The organism is Leptolyngbya sp. AN10 (assembly GCF_050565645.1).
Taxonomy (GTDB): domain Bacteria; phylum Cyanobacteriota; class Cyanobacteriia; order Leptolyngbyales; family Leptolyngbyaceae; genus Leptolyngbya.
The window spans coordinates 196,324-221,260 of record NZ_JBNXVP010000005.1 but is presented as its reverse complement, the minus strand read 5'-3'; the positions used below and the strand labels follow the sequence as shown (position 1 = coordinate 221,260).

Below are 24,937 nucleotides of genomic sequence, written 5' to 3'. Positions count from 1 at the left end.
GCTAAATTTTTGCTAAATCAGGAAACACTTCTTGAACAGCAGGATGAATCAAATGATGATTCTGCACATTTAACCCTTTTGCTAATGCAGAATCTCGATCGAGCGCTGTCATTCCATAATTCGCCAACTTGATTACATACGGCAAAGTACTGTTATTCAATGCCTGAGTTGCAGTCCAAGGAACGGCTCCCGGCATATTTGGTACACCGTAATGAACTACGCCTTCATCGACATAAGTTGGCTCTGTGTGCGAAGTCGGATGGAGCGTTTCAATACAGCCACCTTGATCGACCGCAACATCAACGATTACAGAACCCGATCGCATTTGTTTCACCAGTTCTCTCGATACTAATGTCGGAGCTTTTCGCCCTGGAATTAGCACCGACCCAATTAATAAATCGGCTTGCGGCGCAAGTTCTTCAATATGACTTGAATTGCTATAGAGGAGTTCGGCGCGTGAACCAAAAATCGTTTCAAGATACGACAAGCGATCGACATTCACATCCAAAATTGTCACTTGTGCACCCATCCCGATCGCCATTCTTGCGGCTTCCGTTCCGACAATTCCGCCACCTAGAATTACCACTCGTCCCGGTTTTACACCTGGAACGCCACCAAGCAAAACACCGCGTCCACCTTGCTGCCGTTCGAGATATCGTGCTCCAAATTGCACCGATAAGCGTCCGGCAATAATGCTCATTGGAGTTAACAAGGGCAAGCGTCTATCTGAAAGTTCAACGGTTTCGTAAGCGATCGCACTCACACCCGAATTCAATAAATGCTCGGTTAATTTTCGATTCGCAGCTAAATGCAAATAAGTAAAAAGAATCTGACCTTTTTGTAGAAAATCATATTCAGAGGAGAGTGGCTCTTTGACTTTGATCACCAGTTCTCGATTCCAGACTTCCTTGATGTGAGAGACGATCGATGCGCCCGCCTGTGCGTAGTCCGTATCCGTAAAACCCGATCCAATTCCCGCATCCGACTCCACAAATACCGAATGACCTTGCTCGACTAACACTCGGACACTACTTGGACTCAACCCCACACGAAACTCTTGATCCTTCGTTTCCTTGGGCACACCAATTTCCATACTCAACCTCGATCGACAAGCTATCTTTAGCTTAAACGTGAATTTTAGAGCCATTCAGGATTCGATCGCGACTCCCGTTTAGAATAGAGATGAAGAATTGTGAAGGCTTTGTTCACCATGACCCAGACTCAACCTACTGTCACCCCGAAATTAGAGAATCCGAAATTTGGCTTTAACGATTATGCGGAGCGCTTAAACGGACGTGCAGCAATGATCGGCTTTGTGGCAGCGCTGATTGTGGAATATGTTACCGGACAAGGTGTTCTCACTTGGCTCGGATTAATCTAGATCGATTCTGTTACTGAACGCTGACCGGGGGATTCCACCGTCCCTCGGTCAAACGCTTTAAAATAGGAATCAGCATATTCCCGGAAAGTCCTATGAACGTGTCATGGTTTCGCTTTTTAAGAACGTTATATCGACAAGAGCCAATTACAGGATTTATTCTGACCGCAGGCGCGATGAATGTTGCGATCGGAGGATTTGATCAAAGCACTCCACTGGTTATGTTTGGATTGGGTACGGTTGCGCTTTCGATCCTCTTTCGCTGGTGGGCATTGTCTCAACGTCCTGCACCCGTTCGCGTCAGTCCAGAACCATCTCCTCGAATGCCCGTTCGTGCCCTGCCTGAACGATCGTCTCGTCCCTCGCTTCCTGAACTCAAATAATTCACCATGTTGAAAATTGGCGAAGCTGCTGCGAAAACTGGATTGCCTGTTAAAACAATTCGCTACTACGACGATATTGGATTGCTAACACCGACGGTTGAACGATCGGACTCTGGCTATCGATTATTTACGCCACAAGTCCTCGATCGACTCGCCTTTATTAAACGCGCACAATCGTTAGGGCTGCGATTAGAAGAAGTAAAAGAAATTTTGACGATTCACGATCGAGGGTTATTGCCCTGCGAAACGGTAAAAGGTCAGATCCAAGACAAAGTTGCTCAAATTACCGTGCAAATTGAACAGTTAAACACTCTTCGCAGCGAACTTCAAACGGTGCTTTCTCACTGGGAAGAACAGCCCGATCCAGAGTTAGCCGAAGTCACAATTTGTCCCAATCTCGAAATGTTCCACGAATTGCCTACGTAAGATTTTTGGCATCAGAGGGTGTTTGAGAAGTAATCGTTGATCGCATTCATCTGCCCGGAAATGAATCTCCGGGCTGATCGGGGGAAGCCCACTAAACTGGGCTAAGAACTCCGAATTGCGCTCCTAGCCCGCTTCAGCGGGGTTTCTTCCATTAGCCCGGAGATTCATTTCCGGGCGGACTGTCAACGCAGCAAAGCCGCTTTTTATACTTTTCAAACACCCTCTCAGAGTACGATCGTGCTCCCTCGAATTCGCGAAATCAGATGTAGCATGGAAAGGCGACTTTTTCGGATGCTTCTCTGACTCGTATGCGTGATTTTCTCAAACAAACCCTGGCGACCCTGTTAGCGCTGTTCATTTTTCTAGGTGTCAGTGTCGGCGGACTTCTGCTGATCTTGATCTCGATTTCGGTGATGGCATCCCGCGACTCGACTCCAACCGTTCGAGATAAGTCGGTCTTGGTCTTTGATCTATCACAACCGATTAGTGATGCTCCGAGCAGTGCCAGCACTCGTGATGTTTTGAATGAGGCACTGGTGGGAAGTCGCCCGAATACAGTGAGCCTACGATCGGTCTTAACGTCGATCGATGAAGCCGCGAAAGATAATCGAATTGTCGGAATCTACCTGAAAGGCGGGAGTGGAAATACTACAGGTTACGCCACGTTGCGAGAAGTTCGTCAGGCGTTAGAGCGCTTCAAAGCCAGTGGTAAGAGGATCGTTGCTTACGACGTGGACTGGCAAGAGCGCGAATATTATTTGGGATCGATCGCGGATACGATCGCGGTGCATCCGATCGGTGGTGTGGAACTGAATGGTCTAAGTTCTGAAGGTTTGTTTTTTGCTCGTGCGCTTCAGCGGTTTGGAATTGGGGTGCAAGTGACACGAGTGGGACGGTTCAAATCTGCGGTAGAACCCTTTTTGCAAAATCGTCGTAGTGCTGCCGATCGAGAACAAACTCGCAGATTATTGGGAGACATTTGGACAGATTTTCTCAGTACCACGAGCAAATCCAGAAATCTCACTCCGAAGCAACTCCAAGCGATCGCGGATCGATCGGGACAGTTAGAGCCAGACGATGCGATCAAGTCGAAAATAGTTGATCGAGTGGCTTACACCGATGAAGTGATTGCGGACTTGAAGAAGCTAACCGGAGAAGATGACGAGACTAAATCATTTCGGCAAATCAATCTCAGAACTTATTCACGAGTCGCAGAAGATCGCAGCGACTCCAGAACGAGCAGGAATAGAATCGCGATCGTTTATGCCGAAGGTGAAATTGTTAATGGTCAAGGCACTGCTGGACAGATTGGTGGAGACCGTTTAGCAAGACAGCTTCGAGAACTGCGACTTGATGAAGATGTGAAAGCAGTGGTTCTCAGAGTTAATACACCGGGCGGAAGTGCTACGGCTTCGGATATTATTCAGCGCGAAGTGATTTTAACGAACAAAGAAAAGCCTGTGATTGTCTCAATGGGCAACGTTGCAGCATCGGGTGGCTATTGGATTTCAACTTATGCCAGTCAGATTTTTGCAGAACCAACCACGATTACAGGTTCGATCGGCGTATTTGGTCGAATTCTCAATGTTCAACAAATTGCAAATCAGAACGGTATTAGCTGGGATGTGGTGAAAACTGGGAGATTTGCCGATAGCCAAACCGTTTCCCGTCCGAAAACGCCTGAAGAACTCAAAATTATTCAAGCTTCAGTCGATCGTATTTACGATCAGTTCCTCACCAAAGTAGCAACCTCTCGCAAGCTAGAAAAGTCTAGAGTTGCGGAAATTGCTCAAGGTCGCGTCTGGTCGGGTGCTCAAGCGAAATCGATCGGCTTAGTTGATGAACTGGGTGGACTTGAAGCAGCCATTCGATCGGCAGCACAGAAGGCAAATCTTGGAGAGGATTGGCAGATTGATGAATATCCACGCCCTCGATCGTTTGAGGAACGACTGATTGAAACGCTAACGGGTGCAGTTGTGGGCGAATCTGAACCGACGATCGATCCGCTCACCAGCGAGATGAAAAAGGTGCAGGCTGAACTTGAGAGCTTAAAAACAATGAACGATCCAAAAGATGTTTATCTGCGATTGCCGTTCGATTTATCAATTCGCTAACCTGCGATGAGTGCAACATTGATGTTCTCCTGACAGATCTCCCTCAAGCTTCTCGGATTTCCGAATGCTGCCCCTCTTACAGCTAGAACACCACTGTGTACACACAAATTGATTAATCTGTTGTTGCAGAACTCTTTCGCCCCCTAAATCCCCCATTCTGGGGGACTTTGAAGGGTGAAACCGTTCTAGGCTTCTAGAAATTTTCGATCTCAAAGTCCCCCAAATTTGGGGGATTTAGGGGGCACTAGCCGCTCGAAACGAAGCGATTCAGCCTTGTGTGTGGTAGCTCTCTGGAACATGAGAATTTAATCGCTGTGAGACTTTGATTTACTGTGCAAAAACCACCAGAGTTCTAGACCGATTAAACCAAGTCCGCCGATCGTCACGATCGCTTTATTCGCAAAAGGCTGTTCAATCCGTTGAAAGGGTTCGGTTTGTTTTGTCTCGTGTGACGATTGCGCGATCGCGGTTGATGCGCTGAATAAGAGTCCTAAACTCGTAATTCCACTAATGATGAATCGTTTCATAGTTCAAATCCCTTTTTTCTTTCGGTTGAAAATTGCGAAGTCTAAGTGCATTCGTCACAACGGAGACTGAACTAAACGCCATCGCTGCTCCAGCAATCATCGGACTCAGTAACCAACCGAAGAATGGATAAAGAATACCTGCCGCGATCGGGATTCCTGCAATGTTGTAGATGAATGCAAAAAATAGATTTTGCCGAATGTTCCGAATCGATGCTCGACTGAGTTGGATTGCCGTCACAATGCTGTGTAAGTCACCAGAGATCAGCGTAATATCACTGGCTGCGATCGCAATATCGGTTCCGGTTCCGATTGCCATTCCGACATCCGCTTGCGCCAATGCAGGAGCATCATTAATTCCATCTCCCACCATTGCAACTCGCTTTCCTTCACGCTGAAGTGCTTTAATGGTTGCTGCTTTTTGCTCTGGACGGACTTCTGCAAAGACACGCTGAATGTTCGCTTCTCGTGCAATTACTTCAGCCGTTTGATGATTGTCTCCTGTTAGCATCACGACTTCTAATCCCATGTTTTGCAAGGCTCGAATCGCTGTGACTGAAGACGGTTTAATGGCATCTGCAATTCCCATAATCGCTTCTGCTTTACCATCGATTGCAATCCAGATCACAGTTTTACCGAGGGATTGAAGTTGCTCCCATTGTGGCTGAAGTGCGATCGTATCAATGTTCAACTCGCTCATCCAGCGATGTGTTCCGATTTGAATTCGCTGATTTGCAATGTAGCCTTCAACACCGCTTCCAGCAGTCGCTTCAAACTCTTGCACATCTGTTAAATTCGCATCTTGAGCTTGAGCATATTGCACGATCGCTTCTGCTAACGGATGCTCAGAATTTCGCTCGATCGAGGCTGCTAAACTCAGCAAATTTATCTCATATTGATGTCCTCGAACGGTGATGTAATTCGTAACGGTCGGTTTACCTTGAGTAATGGTTCCGGTTTTATCTAATACGATCGTTTGTAGTCTGTGCGCGAGTTCCAAGCTTGCAGCATCTTTGATCAAAATTCCATGTTCTGCACCTTTACCCGTTCCAACCATGATCGATGTTGGAGTTGCTAAACCTAATGCACAAGGACAAGCAATGATTAACACGCTCACAGTTGTAATCAGAGCTAAAGTTACGTTTCCGATCAGGTTGTACCAGAGAATAAAAGTCGCGATCGCAATTGCCATGACAACCGGGACAAACCAGCCTGTGACTTGATCTGCCAAACGTTGAATCGGTGCTTTAGAACCTTGAGCTTGCTGTACCAGTTTGACAATCTGTGCGAGAAACATTTCTTTCCCCACTCTTGTCGCCCGAAACTTGAAGCTACCCGTTTTATTCAACGTTGCTCCAATTACTTCATCGCCTGCTTGCTTCGTCACAGGCAAACTCTCACCCGTCACCATCGCTTCGTCGATCGTCGATCGACCTTCAACAATCTCTCCATCAACCGGAATCTTCTCACCCGGTCGCACCAGAATCACATCACCGACAACTACTTGAGCGATCGGTAAATCGATCTCTTGACCTCGACGAATCACTCGTGCAGTCCGCGCCTGCAATCCGATCAACTTGCGAATCGCTTCCGAGGTCTGTCCCTTGGCTCGATACTCTAACAATCGACCGAGTAACAACAGTGCAATAATCACCGTTGCCGCTTCAAAGTAAACCTCTGGAGTCAGTCCTTGATCGATAAACCATTGCGGAAAAAAGGTCGGAAACAATGAATAGAGATAAGCTGCTCCGGTTCCGATCGCAACTAACGTATCCATTGTTGCGGTATGTCGCTTCAGAGATTTCCAAGCATTAACAAAAAAGGATGCACCACACCCGAACAATACTGGAGTTGTTAACACCCATTGAAAAATCGGATCATGCAACCACATTGGAAGCCAGGGAATCGAAAGTCCAGTCATCATGGGAATAGAGCCAACGACAAGAACGATCGCAATTCCCCCCGCGATCGCAACTTTACGACGAAGCTTCTGATATTTTTCGGCGCGTTCTTGTCGATCGTCTTCATTAGCTAGAACATCTTCTTGCATCGGTTGAGCCGCATATCCCGCTGCATCGACCGCTTGCTGAATCTGAGCAATGTTCGTTTTGCGGGCATCATACGCGATCGAAGCTTGCTCTGCTCCAAAATTTACATTGCACTCATTCACGCCATTGACTGCCCGAATCGCCTCTTCAATGTTCTTGGCGCAGGCAGCACAACTCATCCCTTCCAGTTTCAAAGTGGTAGTTTCCATCGCACACCTGCGCCCTCTCCTGAAGCGAATTAACCTACGTTCATTCTGGAGTCTCTAGTCCAGTGGAGAGTCAAGGAAATTTCGACAGATTCTACAAAAACGCCGATCGCATTTCTTGAGTCTTGATTAACATCGCTTCCAACGCTTTCCAATCTTCTTGCTCAATCAATCCAATGATTTGATCGATTTCTGTTCGGTACGAATGCAGCGATCGTAGAACTTCCGCACGATTGTACTGTGCCATCATTAGTCCTAGTTCTGGATTGCCGCCACCGACTCGACTCGTATCGCGAAATCCAGAGCTTGCAAGCATTTGAGCGAGTTTCAACACTGTCGAATCTGACTCGGTTAAACACGCAGAAATTAAACTCGCACTCACCATCACTGGAAGATGAGAAATCCAGGCAACGGCTCGATCGTGATCCTCCGGTTGGCAATGAAATAGTTTCACCTGTAGCGGACGTAACAGCGACTCAATTCGATCGATCGCATCTCCAGGCGTTTCGTTCGTTGGAGTTAGCACATAAGGATTTCCCGCAAATAATCCGTGAAGTGCTGCTTCAATTCCGCTTTCTGCCGTTCCTGCCATTGGATGACCGCCGACGAAGTTTTTCCATTTAGGGGAAATATTTTTCACGATCGATGCTTTAACTGAGCCAACATCGGTTAAAACGGTGTCTGAAGCGATACACGAAATCAATTGTTCAACCGTAGGAACCAGATGCACGATCGGAGTACAGACAAAAATCACATCCGTATCCGCCAGCAGCGACAAATCCGTATCGGCTGCATCCACCGCACCACGAGCGATCGCTACTTCGCAGGTTCGAGATTTGCGGCTGACTCCCAGAACGGTATGACCTTGCGATCGCAAATCCAAACCGAGCGATCCGCCAATCAATCCCAACCCCACGATTCCGATTTGCATCGCCCATTCTCCCAACGTTCTATAGGGTAATTCTGATCTACATCTGGGTACGTTAGCGCTAAATTCACCCGAATTTTTTTAGGACATGAACGAATGAACGTTGAGGAACTACTCGAACAATATGCTGCGGATCTCCGAGAATTTTCGGGGATAAACCTCAGCGGGGTGAGTCTGCCAGGGGTGAATTTAAGTCGATCGACTTTTCTCAATGCCAATTTCAACGCCGCTAAATTGACGAGCGCGGATTTTAGTCACTCGATTTGCCCAGCCGCGAATTTTCATGGAGCCAATTTGACGCTGGCAGATTTTAGCCATACCGATCTTCAAGGTGCAGATTTGAGCAAGGCGGAACTGACTCGCACCGATTTTAGTGTGGCGAATTTGCAAGAGGCGAATTTAAGCTATGCGGATCTGCGCGACTCGAAACTCCGCTGTGTCAATCTCAATCGAGCAAATTTGAGTCGAGCCGATTTGAAATACGCCAAGCTAATTTCTGCGAATCTACAGCGAACCAATTTCACCAGTAGCGATTTGAGCAGCACAGATTTGTCTGGAGCCGATTTACGTCATGCGGAACTGAGACAGGCGACTTTGAATCGAGCCAATCTACAGGGCGCAAATTTACAGGGCGCGAATCTGAGATGGGCAGATTTGAGCGGCGCGAATCTCAGATGGGCAGATTTGACCGGAGCAAAACTGAGTGGCGCGAATTTGACCGGAGCCGATTTGAGTCATGCGACGCTGTTAGATGCCACTTTGGTGCACGTGGATTTAACTCGATCGAATCTCGCTTCCGTCGATTGGCGAGGAGCCGATCTGAGCGGTTCTAATCTCACAGGGGCAAAACTTCATGCTGTTTCACCGTTTGGTATTAAAACCGAGGGAACAACGTGTCGCTGGATTGATCTCAGTCAGAACGGCGATCAGAGCCAAATCTATCAATTTTTCACCGACGAGCCGAGCGAATATTTTCACTCCACTCCGCCCACAGTTGAGATTGTGATCGACGATCGCTTAACTCCAGATGCTCATTGCGCGTTAGCAGTTGCCTATCAGCATTTTGCACGACAAGGAAAAGCGATCGCGCCTCCTCAGATTGAGATCCACAAGCGGCGAACGATTTTGAAATTTGAACTCGATCGCAATGAAGATCTCTTCTGGACAGCATTTATCGCAATTTTGCCGTTTGCGGATGCCACACTCACTCAGAAAGCGCTGATTAATGTTCTGCAATCCATCTCTGCCAGCGATATTCCAAACGAGTTGCAGCTTCTCCGTTCGCTTGTGACTTCGCTCAATCAATCGATTCAGAAATTAGATACGACGAAACTTTTGCAAGTGATTCCGGTTGCCATTCAGAGAATTCGATTTTTTCAGGCTCCAACTCGATCGACGTTATTAAATTCAGCCAATCGTGCGATCTCAATTTATGACAATCCGCAATTTAGCAAGCGTCGGATCAAATATTCGGAAACAGAGGAAGAATTCGCCTTTTTGATACAGCCGACGAAGTTTATACCGCCAACTCAGAAAGAAGCGATCGAGTTTCTTCAGAGCTTCCACACATAAAAAAACTGCTCACGATGAATCATTGTCATCATGAGCAGATTTGGAACTTCGGTACAGTTCTCCACGCTCGATTCGTCCTATGTGCTTGAATCGTGTGTGTTTCCCTTTCCCAGCGACCGAAGCTCTTGCGCCATTTGAACGCAAAGAGATTTCCCAGATTTCTCTAGAAATTAGAGTAGTGCCTTGGAGTGGAAATGTGGGGTAGAAATCGGGCAGAAATCGGGCAGATTTGATTTATTTAAATTGCTTCAGGCGATAACCGACTCCATGAACGGTTTCGATGAACTCTTCAGGTGCGCCTGCATTTCTAAGTTTTTGACGCAAGCCTTTGATATGAGACTTTACGGTTTCCTCAGTTGGTGGATCTTGGAGCGACCAAATCCGATCGATAATGCTCGATCGACTCAAAATCCGTCGCCCGCTGGTCACGAGCACTTCTAACAGCGCATATTCCTTGGGCGTGAGTTGTACAAATTCCTCTGCATACGTCACATCATGCGATCCCGGATCAATCTGCAACTCGCCCCAAGTCATCACTGTAGAAGTACTCAAAGTGCCGCGTCGCAAGAGAGCGCGAATTCTTGCCATTAATTCTTCAAGATCAAATGGCTTCACCATATAATCATCGGCTCCTGCATCGAGTCCGAGAATTTTATCTGCGATCGTATCTCGTGCAGTCAACATCAAAACCGGAGTCGTTCCGTTATTTGGCTCAGTTCGCAGCCGCTTGCATAAGCTAATTCCATCAAGTTTTGGCAGCGTCACATCTAATACAATCAGATCGTAGGAAAGTGTCGATATCCAATTCCAAGCGGACTCGCCATCTTTCACAACATCGACTGAATAAGCACGATCGCTTAATGCTTCTGTCAAAATTTCTGCGAGATGAAGGTCATCCTCTACGACTAAAACGCGCATAACGAACGGTAAGCTGGGTCGATCGTTACTTTAATACATTGGGGTGAAATCGTTAATTTTTGCTTCTAATCTCTTTACTTTGTTACGACTGTTTGAGAATCAAAAAATGGCTTTTCTAAACACTCCAGAACGAAATTGGCTCGCTGCCGGGTTTGCGTGCTTAGTTGCGCTGCTTTGTATTAGTAGTGTAATTTCTTATCAAAATGTCAACCAAATTACGAAAAGCAGTCAAAAATCCCAGCAGACTTTTGAAGTAATTAAAGGATTGAATGACGTTTTTGTTGAGATGACGATCGCAGAATCGGCAAGACGCGGTTACATCTATTTAGGAAATGTGGATGAACTCGATCGCTATCGAACATCTGTCAATGAAATTCCATTCCAATTCAATCAATTGAGGGAGCATTTTCAGCCGAATTCTAAAGAGTTACAAAAGCTCTCTCAGATTGAGACGTTAGTTTCGCAGAGAATTAAACTGTTAGAGCGATCACTGATCCTTCATGAAAAGAATGCTTCGACGTACAAATATCAAGAATCGATAACAAATCAGAGTATCGAACTACGGCAAAAGATTCAGATTGCGATCTCGGATTTAGAGCAACAGCAGCAAACAGAATTAAGTCAATCGATTGAATCGATGAAGAAAAGCATTCATGAGCGAAAAGCAATTGAAATGCAGCTTATCTTCTCCGGGTTTATTGTTATTGTTGTTTGTTTTATTGCACTTTACGATCAGATTGTACAGCGACAAAATGCAGAAACACTTCAACACAAGCTCTCCCAGCAAAAAGAAATCAGTGATCTAAAGTTACGATTTTTTTCAATGGTTTCCCACGAGTTCCGAACTCCACTCAGCGTTATTTTAGGTTCAGTTCAACTTTTGATTGAGGCAAATTCAAGATGGGGAGAAGAGCGGAGATTAAAAAACCTCGATCGTATTCAATCCGCTGCACAATCAATGAAGCAACTTTTCACCGATGTGCTAACTCTAACAAGAGCAGAAAGCGGAAAACTGGAATGTAACCCAGAAACGATCGATCTAGAATCTTTCTGTCTCAATCTCATCGAAGATCTTGAAGTTTCTACAGATGCAACTCATCCGATTCAATTTGAAACTCAAGATAAATACACCTATGCTTATTTAGACGAAAAACTGCTTTATTCAGTTCTCAGCAATCTACTTGGAAATGCAATCAAGTACTCCTCTCAAGGCAGCACAATATTACTAAAACTAGACGGAACAAACGATCGAGTTCGATTTCAGATCCAAGACCAAGGCATTGGAATTTCGGCAGAAGATCAAGCGAAATTATTTGAACCGTTTTATCGAGGTCAAAACTCAACCTATGCAACCGGAACTGGATTAGGATTGGCAGTTGTGAAGAAGTGCCTTGAATTACAAGGAGGAACGATCTCGATCGAGAGTCAACCCGATCGAGGAACGATCGTCACTGTTGAATTAATGCGACATACTCCACTTTTGGCGGTTCAGCGATCGCTATCCAAAAACAACCGTTCGGTTGCCATAAACTAGCACTCGATTTTCTAAATGCAATCTGACCGCTCTTGCTAATACGATTCGCTCTAAATCTTTTCCTTTACGAATCAAATCTTTCACATCGTCTCGATGGCTGACTCGTACAACATCCTGTTCAATAATTGGACCTTCATCCAGATCCTCAGTCACATAATGCGCCGTTGCTCCAATGATTTTCACTCCGCGTTCAAATGCTCTCTGATAAGGATTGGCTCCAGCAAAAGCAGGCAAAAACGAGTGATGAATATTGATCACATTCGGAAATTTACTCACAAAATCTCCGCTTAGAACCTGCATATATTTCGCCAGGATTACTAAGTCAATTTGATACTTCTCAAGAATTTCTAACTGCTTTGCTTCTTGTTCCAATTTTGTTTCTTTTGTAATTGGAATGTGATGAAAATCAACATCAAATTGGTCTGCGATCGCTTTCAATTCTGGGTGATTGCTCATAATGACCGGAATCTCTGCTTTGAATTCTCCCGATCGCTGTCTCCAAATCAAATCATATAAACAATGATCTTGTTTGCTCACCCAAACCGCAATTCGAGGGACAGCATCCGAGAAATGCAACTGCCATCGAGCATTCAAAGGAGTTGCAATTGCCTGAAATGCAGGTTCAATCACTTCACGCGGCAAATGGAACCCTTCAAGCTGCCATTCAATTCGATTCAAAAACAATCCCGCAGAAAAATCAGTATGTTGATCTGCATGAATAATATTGCCACCATTTGAATAAATGAAATTGGCGATTTTTGCGACTAAACCTTTTTGATCAGGGCAAGAAATTAAAAGCGTTGCAGTTGGAGTATTCATTGAGGAGAAGGAGAAGGACTAGCTGAGGGAGATGGTTTTGGTTTATCGCGTTTCCATTCGATCAAAGGTCGATCGACTGCATTTTGGAAATTGATTGGAATTAGTAAAACTGACAGATCTTGATTTGTAGGTGGATCAACCAGAGCATAAAGGAAGTTGCGATTAAAATTAGGTTTGCCAATCACTAAACGGTGATTTTGTTGATTGCTTAATTTAATATCGACAATTGCAGACGGTTGATCTAAACCGAATTCGGATTTTTTTGCAGCGGGAACTGTGAAAGAGCGATCGCTTTTTCCTGATGCTAAAAGATTGAGCAGAAATGCGATCGAGCTTTCGTCCGCAGCCGCAACTTCTGGCTTTCTCATTGTCCAGTTTGGTGATTTCTCAAAGGCTACGGTTTGCTTCGGAGTTTGCACCGTAAACGCTTGAACATCTTGTTCTTTGAAATTGAACAGCGGTTTCTCATCTGATTTTGCTTCATCGACTTGGGGCGGCTTCTGCGACTCGCTGTAATACACATAGCCCCCCAACGCCAGAGCCGCAAACACAAGAATTAACGAAATGCGCTGAAATTTCATAATCGGAATCAAATCACCGCAGCTATTCTAGAAGATTTCGCGGTATGTCGGCTCAGTTACAATAAAGTGAAGCATTCGGAGGGTACAGCGATGACCCAAGCAACAGATTTGAAGCAAGTTGTAGAAGATCGAATTACTCGGATTGTGGATCAACTCCGGGAGCAGTCTCCGGATTTTCAAGAGTTCGATCGAATTGAGCAAATTCGTGAACACACCGATGGAATGTTAGAAATCTGGCAACCTCAACAGGTTTTGGACATTCCAGAAGACGAATTAGTAAGTATCATTCGGGATATTATGGTCGTGGAAAGCTTAGCAGGGTTGCTTAATGATCTGACACCGGAGCAGATGCAGCAATTTGACGAAGCGGTGAAGCGTGGAAATTAGGAATGAGTCTTTTGCTGGATACGAATATCATCACCGCAATTATTAAAGATGATCAACGAGCGGTAAATCAATTCGCATCAGCAAGACAAGCCCGCTCAAGAATTTGTATTAGTTGTATTACCTACTACGAAATTAAGAGAGGGCTTTTGCACTCCAATGCAATGGGTCGATTATCAAAATTTGAAAGGCTCTGTTTGTCGCTTGAGATTTTGTTAATCGACGAACTTGAGATTATTGAAACTGCTTCTAGAATTCATGCTGATTTGAGGCGGCGAGGTAGACCGATTCAAGATGCCGATATTCTAATTGCAGCAACCGCAATGATTCATTCTCTTACGCTTATTTCTAATGATGCTGATTTGCAAAATGTGGAATTCTTGAGCTTAGACAATTGGCTTTAATTATCGAATCCAGGCTGCGAATTGATCGAAATAAGAGAGAAATTGAGCAAAAGTTTCTCGAAGTTGCGGCAAATATCGAGCCGCATAAATTCCACCTAAGAATCCAAATAGGTGTTCTTCCCAGGAAATTCGCTGGTTAATTGGTAATAATCCCCAAAGATATTTGCTGTGAAAAAACGCAGTGAAAACTAATAGCAAAACGGTTGGAATATTTCGATCGAAGAATGCTAAAAACATCAAAAATCCCAAATATCCAAAGGTGACTCCACTCGCGCCGATGTGAATGGTTCGATTTCGCCCTAGTAGCCACGTTCCCAAACCACTTGTTAGAGCGACTGTCGCTGTGACTGCACCAAAATTTTGAGGATTCTGTAACAGGATCAGCCCGCCGTAAGTGAGAAATGCGATCGAGTTACTTTCCAAATGCCCCCAACTTCCATGTAGAAATGGCGCAAACGCTACGCCCCACAAGCCTGATAGTTCACGCGGACGAATGCCAGACTGATTGAACCATTTATCAAATACCGAAAGATTCAGAATCGAAACGACCCAAGCAATTACTAATAAATATCCTAGGATTTTGGCTTGGCTCACCCAATTTATTACCGCAGTCTGGCTAAGATCGTTCATAGAAGCTATCGGAACACAAACATTAAATCTCTCACATTATCTACATGGAAACTCTAAGCCTTCTGGAAACCTCGGAGATTTATTTGCGGGATGAGATTGCTCCGATCGCAAATCAACTCGATGAAGATGTTGAACTACTGCGATCGGCTTTAAAGGGATTAGGCGATCGACATCTTCTCGCACTGCGCGTTCCTGAAACTTACAATGGTGCAGATCTAGACAATCATTTATTTCACTCGTTCCAAGAACAAGTAGCACGATCTTCAGGTGCATTGGCGTTTCTGCAAACTCAGCATCAAAGTGCTGGAGCAATCTTATCGAAAAGCGAGAATAAAGCTTTAAAACAAGCCTACTTACCTCGAATGGGAACTGGAGGAGCATTAGTAGGAATTGGCTTTTCGCATCTCAGACGACAGGACGATCCGCCGTTAAAGGCAATTGAGACTAAAAACGGCTATCAATTTCACGGTCACATTCCTTGGATTACTGGATTCGGCTTCTTTGAAACCGTTCTCGTAGCGGCACTTTTACCAAACGGTCAAGCAGTTTACGGCATGATTCCTTTCACTGATACAGAGCAAGATTCTGGTGGTTCGATTCGCTTTAGTGAGCCGATGGAACTTGCTGCAATGAGTTCGACCAATACAGTAACAGCGGAATTGATTGAGTGGAATTTAGATCAATCGGAGATTGCGTTTGTTACTGATGCAGGAGCGATTTTTAAGAGCGATCGCACAAACATCTTAAACCACAGTTTCTTTGCTCTCGGTTGCGCTCAAGCAGGACTCGATATCATGAGCCAAACTCAGGAAACGAAGCCTTATTTGTCGATCGCGCCTACATACGAAACGCTGCTCGAAGAATTGAAACGATGTCGCCAGTTGATCTATTCGGCTCAAGACCAGAGCTTTGAGGATCGATTGAAATTGCGAGTTTGGTCGATCGATTTAGCCGTTCGTTGTGCTCACACAGCCGTAGTGGTTTCCAGCGGTGCAGCCAATTCTAAACGACATCCAGCCCAAAGAGTTTATCGAGAAGCATTGGTGTTTTCTGTTGCAGGACAAACTAATGCGGTTTTAGAAGGAACACTCGATCGTATTGCTGAAACTTCACGCCGCGATCGCTAACGAACTCGCTAAATGTTTCTCTAGCGTCGTTTGTGGAATTGCACCTTGTAAATGGCTCCACGGCAAAACACGATCGAGTTCCCAACGATCGAACACATAGTCATTCATATCCGGTAACTGTCCTTTCAATTCCTTGAATGCTCGTTTGTAGCTTCCCAAGGAATCTCCATAGTTCCGAACTAATTCTAGGAACTTAGCAAGTCGTCGATCTCCTCTTGATAACAAAGCCTGAATGACTGACCAGTTGTAACTTTCAGGACGAAAATCAATGCCTTGCGATCGTAGTTGTTTCTGTAAAAATTGCAGTCGTTTTTCAGATTGTGGATTGACTCCGAACCATTGAAACGGTGTATGTGATTTCGGAACAAACGTGCTGCAACCCAGTGTAAGTTTTAGTCCGGGAACTGCCTTTTTTAGCGATCGCATCATTGCAACCGTTTGATCTAAATCTTCTGGTTCTTCTCCTGGAATTCCCACCATTCCATAAAGCTTCAATGCACTTAATCCGCCTGCTTTGGCGTTAATTGCAGCTTGAACAATCTCATCAGAGGTAAGCTTCTTATTAACGATTTGCCGAACGCGATCGCTTCCACTTTCAACCGCGATCGTAATCGATCGAGCATCATGTTTCACCAAAGTCTGAGTCAGCTTCTCAGTGACAGTATTCGTTCTGACCGAAGATAAGCTTAGTCTTACTTGATCGAACTGTGGCTGATTGAGATGATCTAACAAGCTCTCGAATTCTGGATGCTGCGTCACAGATGCACCAAGTAAACCTAATCGATCGGTGAACTTCAAACCTTGCTCGATCGCAGGAATCAGAGAAGCTTCAACATCTGCAACTCGAAACGGAAGTGTTAGATAACTTGCCAAACAGAAGCGGCACATTTCTGGGCAACTCCGCACCACTTCGACCATAAAAATATTTTCCCAAGCAGCTTTCTCCGTAACGACTGTGGAAGCTGAAAGGGTGTTACCGCGATAAGTTTGTTTCTGAACCTGAGCGGGAATTAAGCTATCAATCGGTTTAATTTCAGCAATCGCACCGTCTGGACTTTTGTAAGTTACCTCGTACATGCTTGGAACATAGATTCCAGGAACTTGAGCTAGATGCTTGAGTTGAGTTTGTCGATCGGCATGACGAACTTCCTGATACGCATTGATAAACGCATCGAGCAGAATTTCACCATCTCCAAGCAAAAACACATCAAAGAAATCTGCATACGGTTCAGGATTTGCCGTAAGAACGGGACCACCACCGAAAACAATTGGATGATCCGATCGCTCCCGACTCCAAATCGGAATATCCAAAGATTCCAACAGTCCCAAAATATTCACATAATCCAATTCCCAAGACATTGAGAAGCCAAGCAATTCTGGTTCAGATGGCAATGATTCATGCACATCGGTGAACAATCGTGCGACATCCAAATCCGATCGAGCCGCTAATGTTGCCCAAACGACTTGGTATCCCAGCGAAGTAATACCAACACTGTATTCGTTTGGAAACGCGAAAATAAGCGGAACTGCGTCTGCTTGAGGAGTTGCAGGCGTAAACAGCAAGCGTTCGGATGAGAAAGGAGAGATCACAAAATTACGATCGAGCATTGACTTCTTCAGCCTAGCACTCGATCGAGAATACTGGACTCTTGTGTGAATGCCGTGGCGAATAGAATTCGCTGCTATACAAACAAAAAGCTGAGACTGTCCCACAACACAATCCCAGCCAATCTGTTGAAGATAAAAAGAAACCTTACTTAATCAATCCCGCTCTCAGCGCACGAACCGCAATTTGAGTTCGATCGTTCACACACAGCTTGTTCAAAATATTACGAACGTGCGTTTTCACCGTACCGATCGTGATGTACAACCGCTCTGCAATTTCAGCATTGCTCCGTCCATCGACAATCAGTTCTAGAACATCTAACTCGCGCACTGTCAGCGGATAATCAGAAATCATGCCGCTATCTTCAGACGAAAGCCGATTGATCGTCACCGTCGTCGCAGCCGTCGAAGGTTGGGCGAGTTTTACTTGAGAAAGAACAATTCTTGCGATCGCGGGATCAATCCAAGCATTTCCGCCTGCGGTCGTTTGAATCGCTTCTGCCAACCGTCCACCCGTAATATCTTTCATGCAGTAAGAATCGGCTCCCGCTGCGAACGCTGCCAAAACCATCTCTTCATCATCGTGCATCGTCATGATCAAGACTTTAGTGTGAGGCGATTCTGCATCGGCTCTAAACTGTTGGGTCAGTTCGATCCCGGTCATATCAGGCAAACCGATATCTACGATCGCCACATCCGGTTGAGTCGAGCGGATGAGATTTAACCCCGATCGAGCATCCCGCGCCTCCCCGACAAGTTCGACACCTTGCTCTTTCAGGAGCGCACGAATTCCGAACCGAGTAAGATCATGGTCTTCAATTAGCACGACTCGAATCTTATCCATCTTGGCTCTCTCCCAACAGAAATATAAACTTTACGCTCAATTGCAGATTTATTTTGCTGAAACGATTCTAGAACGAATGGCTAAAAAAGTCGGTCTACCCGAAGTCAGAGCTTTAGAAAGAAAAAATTTGTTCCTCACTCTATCATTGGTCTGACTTTTGTTAACTTTTTGATACATTTTTGAATTTGAGAATTGATTGCTGTTAGAGCACTAAAATGGGTGTTTTCTATCTTTTTGAGTCACCGTCCTGGGGTATTGTGATCAATAGCGATCGAATTCAACCTTTAAAAAATGACCCTGGTTCCTCACAAAAAAGCGAAAGCACTCAAACCTTCGAGCCGCCGTCCTGCAAAAGAATTGTGCAGCGAATGTGGTCTGTGTGATACCCACTATATTCACTACGTCAAAGAAGCCTGTGCGTTTATCAATCAGCAGATTCCCGAACTTGAAGAACAAACCCACGGGCGCAGCCGAGATCTAGAACAATCGGACGATTTGTATTTCGGAGTACATCAGGACATGATGGCAGCCCGAAAGACTGAGCCAATTCCAGGAGCGCAATGGACGGGAATTGTAAGTACGATCGCCATTGAGATGCTGACTCGTGGAATGGTCGAAGGTGTGGTCTGCGTTCAAAATACGGAAGACGATCGCTTTCAGCCTAAACCGATTATTGCGACGACTCCCGAAGAGATTCTTGCCGCACGAGTGAACAAACCCACACTTTCCCCGAATCTTTCGGTGTTAGAGCTAGTTGAACAATCGGGAATGAAGCGATTGTTAGTGATCGGAGTGGGCTGTCAGATTCAAGCCCTTCGCGCTGTAGAGAAAAAGCTCGGACTTGAAAAGCTTTATGTCTTAGGAACGCCTTGCACAGATAACGTGACTCGTGCGGGATTGCAGAAATTCTTAGATACCACCAGTCGATCGCCAGAAACGGTTGTGTACTACGAATTCATGCAAGATTTCCAAGTTCACTTCAAGCACGAAGATGGCTCGACTGAATTAGTGCCGTTTTTTGGTTTGAAAACAAATCAGCTTAAAGATGTGTTTGCGCCTTCGTGTTTAAGCTGTTTTGACTATGTGAATTCGTTAGCAGATTTAGTTGTCGGATACATGGGTGCGCCATTTGGATGGCAATGGATTGTGGTGCGAAACGATCGAGGTCAAGAAATGCTCGATCTCGTTCAGGACCAGATCGAAAGTCAGCCTGTCATGTCGAAGGGCGATCGACATCAAGCCGTTCAGCAAAGTATTCCTGCTTACGATAAAGCAGTCACTTTACCGATGTGGGCAGCGAAACTCATGGGCGTTGTGATTGAGAAAATTGGTCCCAAAGGTTTGGAATATGCTCGATTCTCGATCGATTCTCATTTCACTCGGAACTATCTGTACGTAAAGCGGAATCATCCTGAGAAGCTAGAGCAGCACGTTCCAGGCTATGCCAAAAAAATCGTTTCTCAATACAAGCTCCCTGAATAAGAGGGTGTCTGAAACGGGTAGAAAGACGCTTCGCTGCGGTTGCGTTCCGCCCGTGATTTTCAATCACGGTCTATCGGAAAAAGTCCACTAAAGGGGACTGGAAGCCAGAAATAGAACGCTCTTCAGTCTGTTTCAACAGACTTTGTTCCGATAGCCCCGAATTCCATTCGAGGGGCGATTTAGGCGATGAACGATTACCTTTAAAGCATCCTCTAAAAAGAAAGGAGATGGAATCAAACCCATCTCCCTATCTCTCTACACTTCGACGGGTTCTTTTTCTTTCTGCTCTTTCTCGTGCTGATCCAGCACTCCTAAAACTGAAGTTTCTTCGGCGACTCGCTTACCTTCATTCATCAGATAGTCATAGAAAGCTTTCGCGATCGCAGAAAGTTGCTTTCCAGAAGGATGCACCACATACCAATACCGCTCGATCGGGAATCCTTCAACATCCAAAATGGCAAGCTGATTATTCACGCCTTCAAGCGCCAGAGTATGCTTCGAGAGTACAGATAAGCCCATACCGCCAGCGATCGCTTGTTTGATCGCTTCATTGCTTCCCAAGTCTAATTTGACTTTCATCGGCAAGCCTTGAGAATCAAATAGCTTCTGAACTGCCTTGCGTGTTCCTGATCCCGGTTCCCGCATAATGAACGGCTCTTCAGAAATCCGAGACAGCGGAATATTCTTCTCCTTGGTCAAGGGATGATTTCTCGGAGCCAAAACGACCAGCGGATTTTCCATAAATGGATCACACTGTGCTTCTGAATCGTCTGGGAGTTGGCTCAGGATGTACAAATCATCGCGGTTATCTGCCAAGCTATCTAACACGTATTGGTGATTTGTTACTGTGAGCGAAACATCAATACCTGGATATCGCTGACAGAACGGACCTAGAATACGCGGAATCACATATTTTGCTGTGGTGACAACGGCGAGACGTAATGTTCCTTGCTTCAGACCTTTGAGATCCGCGATCGCAATCTGAAACTGATCTAATCGCTCAAACACATCGCGGCACGTCGAATACAATTCCTTTCCGGCGGCAGTGAGATACAGCCGTTTTCCTACCTGCTCGAATAAAGGCAAGCCAACAGTTTTCGACAACTGCTTCACCTGCATCGAAACCGTCGGCTGCGTGAGAAACAATTCTTCAGCCGCACGAGTAAAGCTGCTATGGCGAGCAACTGCCTCAAATACCTTTAACTGGTGCAATGTCGCATTCTGCAAAATGAACTCTCCTGATATGAGAAACGATCGCTAAACAAAACAATCGGACGGGCAAAACTTGCATTGATTCGGGCATTCAAAATCACTGTATAGAAACCAGTCTATGCAACTCATAGACAACAGCGATTTTTTCTTATAGGTTTTGTAGCTATGATAATACACAAGAGCAATATGCTCCCTTCCAATTTGGCGTTACACGATTCAGAATTTTGTTGGAGTGAGTTTCCTGACTGTGTTGTTTCGCAGTGTAAAACTTAATTCCTTCAGATCTATCCCGTGTAACGCCTTTCTTATGGCTCAGAATGATAGACCAAATGCTTTTTCCTTGAGCCAAAAGCAACAGAACTTTAATTCCCAAAATCAGCATTCTCATTGTAAAGTTCAATGGGGTGACTACAGTTGTAAGGTTCTGTGCTTTGTCCCGTTACCCTCTACCCTTGGATTCGCAACTATGGCAGATATTGTTGATATTGCAGTTGGCGCTGGCTCGTTCAATACGCTTGTCACCGCAGTAAAAGCAGCGAATTTAGTCGATGCGCTGAAAAGCCCAGGTCCGTTCACGGTGTTCGCACCCAATGATGATGCGTTTGCGAAGCTTCCACCGGGAACGATTACAACGCTGGTCCAAAATATTCCACAACTGTCCCGCATTCTGACGTTTCACGTGGTTGCTGGAAAGTATATGAAAGCCGATTTGGAAAAGCTAGAATCATTGCCTTCTTTGGAAGGTTCACCGATTCCGTTTCACTTCGAGGATGGGTTTGAAGTGAAGAATGCAACGGTATTAGCAGCAGATATCGAAGCAGATAACGGCGTGATTCATGTGATTGATACCGTTATTTTGATGGGCTAGGAATCAGATGAATGATTCGGGGAGTGATGGTTAAAGTCACTCCCAATTTTTTTGAGTTGAATCAGGTAAACTCCCGATCCAACAAGGTTTATCGATAATTCTGGGATTGAATTTCACGGATTCGCGATTCAGGACGCAAGAATCGATCGAGTTGTGATTCAAAAAACCGCCGATTTGCCATCAAATGATTCGGATTCGGATCATCTAACGGATACAACAGCGCACAGCGCAGCGCTTGAATCACCGCAGAAGTGACACAATACATCGATCGCTGAAAACTCACAGCAAGCTGAACGAGCATATCGTCTTCACCGCGACAATGTTGCTTGTAATATTCCACCAGGTACGGCGGAAGGAAGTGCAACATATCCTGAGCCAAGAATGTCGGCGGAATTCCAGCCGTTCCAACCGGGAATTTATCCGCGTACAGAACGCCGTAATGGAAGTCTTTCTGAGCATCTGGAACTTGACCCGCTTGCGCGTTATAAGACTTCGTTCCTCGGAAGGGAGCCGTTCTGTAAAAAACTGCTTCCACGTAAGGTAACGCAGCCTCATACAGCCAAGTGAATCCTTTTGACTTCGGAATAATTTCGTAGCATTCACCATCAATATAAACATTGTGGTAAATCGGACGACCTGCGATCGCGAAAATTCCATTCACCAAGAAGTCCATCGCTTGCGGAACCGTTGCGATCTTGCCCTCATCATACAAATCGGACATCTCAAAGAACACCGGAGCCATTACTTCCCAGAACAATCCGAGATTCGCATAGTAGGACGCTTGACGACACTGCTCCATGAACATATCCGGGAACAGCTTGTACAAACCAGCCATCAATGGATTCTTGCGGAAATACGCTTTGATTGCTCGATCGGCGTTCGCTTTGTACTCATCAGAATCGAGGTACGGATCGAACTGATTCACCGGAACATACATGCCACGATGCCACAACATCGCCCGCATACATTCTTCAGCGAACTCCATGTTAATGCGATCGTGCCAAAGGTGATGCAGTCCACGGGGCAGCTTTTTATTCAACTCACCCTTTTCCATGAACTCGATCAGTTCTGGGTGTGCTTCCGCAGTTCCACGCCAGATTCGCAAATCCGCGTCATCGCCTGCATAGTGATTGTGGCGCTTCATGTACTCATCAGAAATGAAATACTTGAAGACGGGCAAAGGATTGAGGAACACTTGCTCACCAATGTAGAGCAAATCGCGCCAGTAGAAATCCATCGGAACTGCATAAGCCTTGTACAGACCGATAATTTGCATCAGATTCTCTGGCGTATCGGGCAGCATTGCGCCGCCTGCTTCCATCCGGTGAATCACGTCTGCAAAAGGGTGCTGCGATGGAGGCAGCTTGGTTTTGGTGGGAGCGGGCATATTCATGGTGAACTCTCTCCTGGGTCAGTTAAGAACGATCGACCGAATTAAACGCAACTTGTTCGACTTGAGGAATGGCAGCAGTGACTAGCGATTTTGTAGTTTGCTCACTCCAGCGCACGAGCCAACTGGGTTGAATCCCAAACCAGAAAATTAATGCGGTCAACACGAGCGCAGGCACGTACTCGGTGAATTTGACTCGTGGATAGTAAGCAGTGTAGTTATCCAGCTTTCCAAAACAAGTGCGGTTTAGCAGAATCACAAAGTAAACAGCGGTTAAACCTGTTCCTAGAATTGCAACCAGAGTTTGAATTGGAAAGGTCGAGAAACTGCCTTGGAAGACTAAGAATTCAGCGACAAATCCAGCGAGTCCCGGAATTCCAGCACTTGCCATCGCAGCCAAAATTAACAATGCGCTAGTCAGCGGCAATCCCCGAATTGGATTGAGTAAACCGTTCAAGACATCGCGATCGCGTGTTCCTGTTTTCGATTCCACCAATCCAACCAGGTAGAACAACAGCGCCAGAATCAATCCATGTGCAATCATCTGCGAAACTGCACCGACCATTGCAAGTGGAGTTAGCGCAGCAGCACCAAGCAATACATATCCCATGTGAGCGATCGAGCTAAATGCGACCATTCGCTTAATGTCATGTTGTGCCAGCGCGGACAATGCCCCATACAGAATCGAAACGGCTGCAATGATGGAAAGTCCCGGTGAAACAAGCTTCCAGGTTTCGGGAAACAGTCCAAGTGCGAATCGGACTAAGCCATAAGTTCCAAGCTTCGCCAAAATTCCACCGAGCAAAATTGCAACGGGAGTCGAAGCTTCCACATACGCATCTGGCAACCAAGTGTGAAGTGGAACCAACGGAGTTTTAATTCCGAAGCCAATCAGTACCAGTGTTAACAGAATGAGTTGAACGTTCTGAGGTAAAACTGAAGTGTTGATATCGCTGTAATCAAAGCTTGCTGAATGCCCTAACCAAGCTACACCAAGGAACGCTGCCAAAATCAGAATGCCTGAAATTGCTGTGTAAATCAGGAACTTCATCGCTGCATACTCGCGCTTCTGTCCGCCCCAAATCAGAATCAGCAGATAGAACGGAACAAGCTCAACCTCGTAGAACAAGAAGAACAGCAGCAAGTTCTGAGCGAGGAATGCACCTGCTACACCCGCATACACAATCAAAAGCAGCGAGTAGAACAATTGCGGGCGTTGTAATGTTTCCCCTGGTTTCAATCCAACTTCACTATTGGAAGCCACCACGATCGTGATCAAACTTCCTAAAGCAATCAGCGGCAACGATAAACCATCGATCGCTAAACTGTAGCTAATTCCCAAAGTCGGAATCCAGGTGTGATATTCCTTCATCTGAAAACCAGGCTGGCTCAGATCGAAGTTCACCATCAATACCGCAGTCCAAGCCAGAATTGCACCGGAAACTGCGATCGCGCCTAATTTAGCTTGTTTTGCAGAGAGGTTTGGAACTAATCCAATGACTAACGCGCCGATCAGCGGTAGCCAAATCAACGGACTCAGCATAGAAATCTTTCCTTTCG

At 45.6% G+C, this 24,937-nt stretch carries 24 protein-coding genes; 11 read left to right on the top strand and 13 right to left on the bottom strand.

The genetic code is table 11. The annotated features are described in order from the left end of the window. Position 1: 1 nt before the first annotated feature. Complete coding sequence (ald, locus tag ACQ4M5_RS09385; RefSeq protein ID WP_430675316.1) at positions 2 to 1,147, bottom strand: alanine dehydrogenase; 1,146 nt, start codon at positions 1,145 to 1,147, stop codon at positions 2 to 4. Between the two features lie 63 nt (positions 1,148 to 1,210). On the opposite strand from ald, the gene ACQ4M5_RS09380 reads away from it, so the two are divergent. The 4 genes from ACQ4M5_RS09380 (at position 1,211) to sppA (ending at position 4,301) form a co-directional block, all read left to right on the top strand. Then, positions 1,211 to 1,381: a chlorophyll a/b-binding protein gene (locus tag ACQ4M5_RS09380; protein ID WP_072218042.1), complete on the top strand. Its 171-nt coding sequence runs from the start codon at positions 1,211 to 1,213 to the stop codon at positions 1,379 to 1,381. 92 nt (positions 1,382 to 1,473) lie between these two features. Further along, positions 1,474 to 1,761 carry a hypothetical protein gene (locus ACQ4M5_RS09375; protein WP_430675315.1) on the top strand — a complete coding sequence of 96 codons (288 nt, stop codon included), beginning with the start codon at positions 1,474 to 1,476 and terminating at the stop codon, positions 1,759 to 1,761. Positions 1,762 to 1,767: 6 nt separating this feature from the next. Further along, positions 1,768 to 2,187, top strand: a complete 420-nt coding sequence (locus ACQ4M5_RS09370) for a heavy metal-responsive transcriptional regulator (RefSeq protein WP_430675314.1) — start codon at positions 1,768 to 1,770, stop codon at positions 2,185 to 2,187. Positions 2,188 to 2,495: 308 nt separating this feature from the next. Then, entirely contained in the window at positions 2,496 to 4,301 is a 1,806-nt protein-coding gene (gene sppA / locus ACQ4M5_RS09365) for a signal peptide peptidase SppA (protein ID WP_430675313.1), read from the top strand. A gap of 305 nt (positions 4,302 to 4,606) precedes the next feature. Here sppA and ACQ4M5_RS09360 read toward each other — a convergent pair whose 3' ends face one another. From ACQ4M5_RS09360 to ACQ4M5_RS09350, 3 genes are all read right to left on the bottom strand, one after another. Continuing rightward, positions 4,607 to 4,828 (bottom strand): hypothetical protein, encoded by a 222-nt coding sequence (locus ACQ4M5_RS09360; RefSeq protein WP_430675312.1) that lies wholly within the window; start codon positions 4,826 to 4,828, stop codon positions 4,607 to 4,609. Continuing rightward, on the bottom strand, positions 4,809 to 7,082 hold the full coding sequence (locus ACQ4M5_RS09355) for a heavy metal translocating P-type ATPase (RefSeq protein WP_430675311.1): 2,274 nt from the start codon (positions 7,080 to 7,082) through the stop codon (positions 4,809 to 4,811). The genes ACQ4M5_RS09360 and ACQ4M5_RS09355 overlap by 20 nt, the downstream gene beginning before the upstream one ends. Before the next feature lie 91 nt (positions 7,083 to 7,173). Further along, positions 7,174 to 8,010 (bottom strand): prephenate/arogenate dehydrogenase, encoded by an 837-nt coding sequence (locus tag ACQ4M5_RS09350; protein ID WP_430675310.1) that lies wholly within the window; start codon positions 8,008 to 8,010, stop codon positions 7,174 to 7,176. 93 nt (positions 8,011 to 8,103) lie between these two features. Here ACQ4M5_RS09350 and ACQ4M5_RS09345 point away from each other — a divergent pair, with 93 nt between their 5' ends. Continuing rightward, positions 8,104 to 9,579 carry a pentapeptide repeat-containing protein gene (locus ACQ4M5_RS09345; RefSeq protein ID WP_430675309.1) on the top strand — a complete coding sequence of 492 codons (1,476 nt, stop codon included), beginning with the start codon at positions 8,104 to 8,106 and terminating at the stop codon, positions 9,577 to 9,579. 234 nt (positions 9,580 to 9,813) lie between these two features. Here ACQ4M5_RS09345 and ACQ4M5_RS09340 read toward each other — a convergent pair whose 3' ends face one another. Continuing rightward, complete coding sequence (locus ACQ4M5_RS09340; RefSeq protein WP_430675308.1) at positions 9,814 to 10,497, bottom strand: response regulator transcription factor; 684 nt, start codon at positions 10,495 to 10,497, stop codon at positions 9,814 to 9,816. Positions 10,498 to 10,603: 106 nt separating this feature from the next. Here ACQ4M5_RS09340 and ACQ4M5_RS09335 point away from each other — a divergent pair, with 106 nt between their 5' ends. Next, positions 10,604 to 12,031: an ATP-binding protein gene (locus tag ACQ4M5_RS09335; RefSeq protein WP_430675307.1), complete on the top strand. Its 1,428-nt coding sequence runs from the start codon at positions 10,604 to 10,606 to the stop codon at positions 12,029 to 12,031. Here the strand turns inward: ACQ4M5_RS09335 and purU are convergent. After that, positions 11,996 to 12,850 carry a formyltetrahydrofolate deformylase gene (gene purU, locus ACQ4M5_RS09330; protein ID WP_430675306.1) on the bottom strand — a complete coding sequence of 285 codons (855 nt, stop codon included), beginning with the start codon at positions 12,848 to 12,850 and terminating at the stop codon, positions 11,996 to 11,998. The genes ACQ4M5_RS09335 and purU overlap by 36 nt on opposite strands. Next, positions 12,847 to 13,431, bottom strand: coding sequence for a DUF4340 domain-containing protein (locus ACQ4M5_RS09325; protein ID WP_430675305.1), 585 nt, complete (start codon positions 13,429 to 13,431; stop codon positions 12,847 to 12,849). Before ACQ4M5_RS09325 ends, purU begins: the two co-directional genes overlap by 4 nt. A 90-nt stretch (positions 13,432 to 13,521) precedes the next feature. On the opposite strand from ACQ4M5_RS09325, the gene ACQ4M5_RS09320 reads away from it, so the two are divergent. Next, on the top strand, positions 13,522 to 13,818 hold the full coding sequence (locus ACQ4M5_RS09320; protein WP_430675304.1) for a hypothetical protein: 297 nt from the start codon (positions 13,522 to 13,524) through the stop codon (positions 13,816 to 13,818). Between the two features lie 2 nt (positions 13,819 to 13,820). Next, entirely contained in the window at positions 13,821 to 14,219 is a 399-nt protein-coding gene (locus tag ACQ4M5_RS09315) for a type II toxin-antitoxin system VapC family toxin (protein WP_430675303.1), read from the top strand. Here ACQ4M5_RS09315 and ACQ4M5_RS09310 read toward each other — a convergent pair whose 3' ends face one another. After that, positions 14,220 to 14,849 carry a rhomboid family intramembrane serine protease gene (locus ACQ4M5_RS09310; RefSeq protein ID WP_430675302.1) on the bottom strand — a complete coding sequence of 210 codons (630 nt, stop codon included), beginning with the start codon at positions 14,847 to 14,849 and terminating at the stop codon, positions 14,220 to 14,222. It lies immediately after the preceding gene. Positions 14,850 to 14,893: 44 nt separating this feature from the next. Here ACQ4M5_RS09310 and ACQ4M5_RS09305 point away from each other — a divergent pair, with 44 nt between their 5' ends. Beyond that, entirely contained in the window at positions 14,894 to 15,976 is a 1,083-nt protein-coding gene (locus ACQ4M5_RS09305) for an acyl-CoA dehydrogenase family protein (RefSeq protein ID WP_430675301.1), read from the top strand. On the opposite strand, the gene ACQ4M5_RS09300 is transcribed toward ACQ4M5_RS09305, so the two are convergent. Together ACQ4M5_RS09300 and ACQ4M5_RS09295 are read right to left on the bottom strand one after the other, a co-directional pair. Continuing rightward, positions 15,959 to 17,584, bottom strand: a complete 1,626-nt coding sequence (locus tag ACQ4M5_RS09300; RefSeq protein ID WP_430675300.1) for a B12-binding domain-containing radical SAM protein — start codon at positions 17,582 to 17,584, stop codon at positions 15,959 to 15,961. The genes ACQ4M5_RS09305 and ACQ4M5_RS09300 overlap by 18 nt on opposite strands. A gap of 145 nt (positions 17,585 to 17,729) precedes the next feature. Next, positions 17,730 to 18,425, bottom strand: coding sequence for a response regulator (locus tag ACQ4M5_RS09295; protein ID WP_430675299.1), 696 nt, complete (start codon positions 18,423 to 18,425; stop codon positions 17,730 to 17,732). Between the two features lie 291 nt (positions 18,426 to 18,716). Here ACQ4M5_RS09295 and ACQ4M5_RS09290 point away from each other — a divergent pair, with 291 nt between their 5' ends. After that, positions 18,717 to 19,907 (top strand): Coenzyme F420 hydrogenase/dehydrogenase, beta subunit C-terminal domain, encoded by a 1,191-nt coding sequence (locus ACQ4M5_RS09290; RefSeq protein ID WP_430675298.1) that lies wholly within the window; start codon positions 18,717 to 18,719, stop codon positions 19,905 to 19,907. Positions 19,908 to 20,162: 255 nt separating this feature from the next. On the opposite strand, the gene ACQ4M5_RS09285 is transcribed toward ACQ4M5_RS09290, so the two are convergent. Further along, complete coding sequence (locus tag ACQ4M5_RS09285; protein ID WP_430675297.1) at positions 20,163 to 21,134, bottom strand: LysR substrate-binding domain-containing protein; 972 nt, start codon at positions 21,132 to 21,134, stop codon at positions 20,163 to 20,165. A gap of 451 nt (positions 21,135 to 21,585) precedes the next feature. On the opposite strand from ACQ4M5_RS09285, the gene ACQ4M5_RS09280 reads away from it, so the two are divergent. After that, entirely contained in the window at positions 21,586 to 21,987 is a 402-nt protein-coding gene (locus ACQ4M5_RS09280; RefSeq protein ID WP_068382327.1) for a fasciclin domain-containing protein, read from the top strand. A gap of 88 nt (positions 21,988 to 22,075) precedes the next feature. Here the strand turns inward: ACQ4M5_RS09280 and ACQ4M5_RS09275 are convergent, their stop codons facing one another. Together ACQ4M5_RS09275 and ACQ4M5_RS09270 are read right to left on the bottom strand one after the other, a co-directional pair. Continuing rightward, positions 22,076 to 23,380, bottom strand: coding sequence for a CO2 hydration protein (locus ACQ4M5_RS09275; RefSeq protein WP_430675296.1), 1,305 nt, complete (start codon positions 23,378 to 23,380; stop codon positions 22,076 to 22,078). 22 nt (positions 23,381 to 23,402) lie between these two features. Next, on the bottom strand, positions 23,403 to 24,920 hold the full coding sequence (locus ACQ4M5_RS09270; protein ID WP_430675295.1) for an NADH-quinone oxidoreductase subunit M: 1,518 nt from the start codon (positions 24,918 to 24,920) through the stop codon (positions 23,403 to 23,405). Positions 24,921 to 24,937: the final 17 nt, after the last annotated feature.